This is a genomic window from Stenotrophomonas sp. PS02301, assembly GCF_029959485.1.
In the GTDB taxonomy this organism is placed as follows: Bacteria; Pseudomonadota; Gammaproteobacteria; order Xanthomonadales; family Xanthomonadaceae; genus Stenotrophomonas; species Stenotrophomonas maltophilia_Z.
In genome coordinates, this window is the sequence record NZ_JASCOO010000175.1 from 1 (window position 1) to 3,553 (window position 3,553).

General features: G+C 67.3%; 4 protein-coding genes. 2 read left to right on the forward strand and 2 right to left on the reverse strand.

Translation table 11 applies throughout. The annotated features are described in order from the left end of the window. Positions 1–28 precede the first annotated feature (28 nt). A complete protein-coding gene (gene gph / locus QMX81_RS20630) occupies positions 29–679 on the reverse strand; it encodes a phosphoglycolate phosphatase (protein WP_282264308.1) in 651 nt (216 codons plus the stop codon). An 85-nt stretch (positions 680–764) separates the two neighbouring features. Then, positions 765–1,667 (reverse strand): LysR family transcriptional regulator, encoded by a 903-nt coding sequence (locus QMX81_RS20635; RefSeq protein WP_121042474.1) that lies wholly within the window; start codon positions 1,665–1,667, stop codon positions 765–767. A gap of 97 nt (positions 1,668–1,764) precedes the next feature. On the opposite strand from QMX81_RS20635, the gene QMX81_RS20640 reads away from it, so the two are divergent. After that, the gene (locus tag QMX81_RS20640; protein WP_282264310.1) at positions 1,765–2,403 is read left to right on the forward strand and encodes an NAD(P)H-binding protein; all 639 of its coding nucleotides are present in this window, start codon (positions 1,765–1,767) and stop codon (positions 2,401–2,403) included. A gap of 52 nt (positions 2,404–2,455) precedes the next feature. Next, positions 2,456–3,379: an MBL fold metallo-hydrolase gene (locus QMX81_RS20645; RefSeq protein WP_282264314.1), complete on the forward strand. Its 924-nt coding sequence runs from the start codon at positions 2,456–2,458 to the stop codon at positions 3,377–3,379. Positions 3,380–3,553: the final 174 nt, after the last annotated feature.

A 3,553-nucleotide genomic window follows, 5' to 3' on the forward strand; every position in this document is an offset into this window, starting at 1 on the left:
ACGGTTGGTCGGCACACGCTCGAACGCCTTACAACACCAGCAATTCCCGCAGATCATCCACCACGGCAACCGCCTCTACGTGGTCCAGGTCCAGCCCACGCGGATACCCATAGCGCACCAGCGCCACCGGCATGCCAGCATCCACTGCAGCGCGGTAATCCGTGATCGAATCGCCCACCATCAACGCGGCCTCGACGGCCACGTCGAAGTGCGTCGCGATGTACCGCAGTGGCGCACCATTCGGCTTGCGCTCCGGCAAGGAATCGCCTCCCAGCACCAGTGCGAACACGTCCTGCAGACCGAAATGCTGCAGCAACGGCGCCACCAGCGCGGACGGCTTGTTGGTGCAGATCGCCAGCGTCACCGAACGTTCGCGCAAGGCGGCCAACGTCTCGCTCACGCCATCGAACAAGCGCGGGCTGCGCAACAGGCACGCTTCGTAGTGCCGCATGAAACCGGGCATCACCTCGTCCAGATCGATATCGCTGCCAGCCGCGGTAAACGCCTGCTCGACGAGCCGCCGCACGCCATCACCGATCCACGTCAACACCGTCGCCTCCGGCACGCGCGGCAACTGCCAGTCCTGCAGCGTGCGGTTGAGCGCTTCGGCGATATCGGCCGCGCTGTCCACCAGCGTGCCATCCAGATCGAACACCACCAACGGATACGGATACGACAAGACGACACTCACTTCAACGACGTGGGAGCCCCATTGTACGGCGGCACCGCAACGGCTCTGCTCATGCGCCGTTGACCCCAGGCACTCAAAGCAACGCCAGAAACTGCGGGCTGCTGAAACGCTCCACCAGGAAATCCAGGAAGCTGCGCATGATCGTCGGCAGCTGCCGGCGCGAGGCGTACACGGCGTGCAGCCCCAGCGTCTCCACCGTGTAGTCGGGCAGCACGGCCACCAGCTCGCCCGAACGCAGCAGCGGCGCGATCTGGTACATCGGCAACATGGCGATACCCGCCCCGGCGCGTACGGCTTCCAGCAGCAACGATGCTTCGTTGGCGCTGATGTTGCCACCCACCGCCACCGCGATCTGCCGTCCGTCGCGCTGCAGGTGCCACACACTCTTGCCGACGTAGTGGTGGGTCAGGCAGTTATGCGCGGCCAGTGCATCGGCCGTGCCCGGCGCACCGCGCTCGGCCACGTACGACGGCGCCGCACACAACACCGACCGGCACGGCCCAAGATGGCGCGCGATCAGACTCGGGTCGATCGCACGCGAGATGCGTACGGCGATGTCCACCCGCTCTTCCACCAGATTCACCACCCGATCGACGAGTAGCAGTTCCACCCGCGTCAGCGGATGGCGTTTGACGAACTCGGCCACCGCCGCGGCCAGGTGGAGCTGCCCGAAAGAAACACTCGCAGTCACCCGGATCAACCCGTGAGGCTCGGGGTTGTCAGTAGCCAGCTCAGCGTGCAGTTCATCGCCGATCGCCAGCATCTGCCGGAAGCGCAGCAGCGCCGCCTCTCCGGGCCCGGTCAGGCTGATCCGGCGCGTGGTCCGGTGCAGCAGCCGCGCGCCCAGCCAGCGCTCCACCTCGGCCAGATAGCGCGTCACCATCGCCCGCGACATCTCCAGCGCCTCGGCCGCAGCGGTCAGGCTGCCACGCTCGGCCACCTCGACGAACACGTTCATCGCCGTCATCCGGTCCATTTGATCGATCCGTGCAACAAATTAGGCCGTTATACGCGGTTTTTCGTTCGATTCCAGGGGCATACGCTGGCCTTCCTTCCTCAACGGACCTTCCCCCATGAAAATCGCTCTCGTTGGTGCCACCGGCAACATCGGCCGTGAAATCACCCGCCAGGCCCTCGCCCGCGGCCACCAGGTCACTGCCATCGTCCGCCGTGAAACCGACCTCCCGGCGGAACTGGACGGCGCCCAGCTGGCCGTGGCCGCGCTGGATGACACCGACGCACTGGCCGCCGTGATCGCCGGCCATGACGTCCTGGCCAGCGCCTTCGGCCCGCGCCCGGGCGATGCCCCGAGCACGGTGACCACCACCAGTGCCGCCCTGGTCGCCGCCGCCCGCCAGGCCGGCGTGCCCCGCTTCATCATGGTCGGCGGTGCCGGCAGCCTGGAAGTCGCCCCCGGCGTGCAGTTGGTGGACACCGAGGGCTTCCCCGACGCCTACAAGCCGGTCGCCCTGGCCGCCCGCGAGACGCTGAAGCAGCTGCGCGCCGTCGACGACCTCGACTGGACCTTCTACTCCCCGGCCGCCGAAATCGGCCCCGGCCCGCAGCGCGGCGGCTTCCGCACCCAGGCGAAGAACTTCCTGGTCGGCGATGACGGCCACAGCCGGATCAGCTACCCCGACTACGCCGACGCCTTCATCAGCGAGATCGAAACCCCGCAGTACCTGCGCCAGATCGCCACCGTCGCCTACTGAGCCCTGCCCGCCCCGGCGATCCCCGCCGGGGCCCTGGATGGAACCGCCCCCGATGCCCACGCTCTCCCGCACCACCCTGGCCCTCAGCTTGGCCCTGATCACCGGCCTCACCGCCCTCACCCCGGTCACCAGCCCTGCCCGCCCCGCCGCGGACGCACCCGCGCAGGACGCCCCCTTGGCAGTGCAGCCCTACCACCCCGGAGACGACGCCCTCTTCGCGGTTTCCTCCACCCTGATCACCGGCCGCCATGACGCCATGCTCGTGGATGCCCAGTTCGCCGCCACCGATGCCGCGCAGCTGGTCCAGCGCATCCGTGACTCGGGCAAACGCCTGACCACGATCTACATCAGCCACGGCGACCCCGACTACTACTTCGGCCTGGCCACCCTGCAGGACGCCTTCCCCGACGCCCGCATCCTCGCCACCCCCTTCACCGTCGCCCACATCAACGCCACCCAGGCCGCCAAACTCGCGTTCTGGGGCCCCCAGATGGGCGCAGGCAAGCCGAGCCGCATCGTCATCCCCGCCCCACTGGACGGCGACACCCTCACCCTGGAAGGCCAACCGATCAAGATCATCGGCCTCACCGGCCCCACCCCGGACCGCACCGTCCTGTGGATCCCCGCCCTGCGCACCCTCCTCGGCGGCATCCCCATCGTCGCCGGCGAACACGTCTGGATGGCCGACACCCAAAGCGCCCAATCACACGCGCACTGGCTGCAGACCCTCGCCACCATCAAGGCACTGAACCCCACCCGCGTCATCCCGGGCCACTACGCAGCCGATGCCGCCCTGGACATCAGCGCCGTGGATTTCACCGCCAACTACATCCGCGCGTTCGACGAAGAAACCACACGCAGAAAAGATGCCAACGCACTCATCGCCGCGATGAAAAAGCGCTATCCGACCCTGGCCGGCGAGAGTTCACTGGAACTGAGCGCGAAAGTAGCCAAGGGTGAAATGCAGTGGCCGTAAGGGCGCATTCGTAGAAGCCCAACGTCATTGCGCACATTGAAAAGCGCGAGGCGTTTCCTCTCTGCGCACCGACCTGTGTCGGGGGGACGACGCGGGTGGGGTATCGGGACCGTGTGTTGCCATGGATGGCAACACACGAGCTTACAGGGACGTACTTGCAGCGGGTCCCGGTAC

What these genes read in the sequence shown, in the direction of transcription:
- QMX81_RS20640 (WP_282264310.1), top strand. Translation starts at nt 1,765, where the DNA reads ATGAAAATCGCTCTCGTTGGTGCCACCGGCAACATCGGCCGTGAAATC.
- QMX81_RS20645 (WP_282264314.1), top strand. Translation starts at nt 2,456, where the DNA reads ATGCCCACGCTCTCCCGCACCACCCTGGCCCTCAGCTTGGCCCTGATC.
- QMX81_RS20635 (WP_121042474.1), bottom strand. Translation starts at nt 1,667, where the DNA reads ATGGACCGGATGACGGCGATGAACGTGTTCGTCGAGGTGGCCGAGCGT.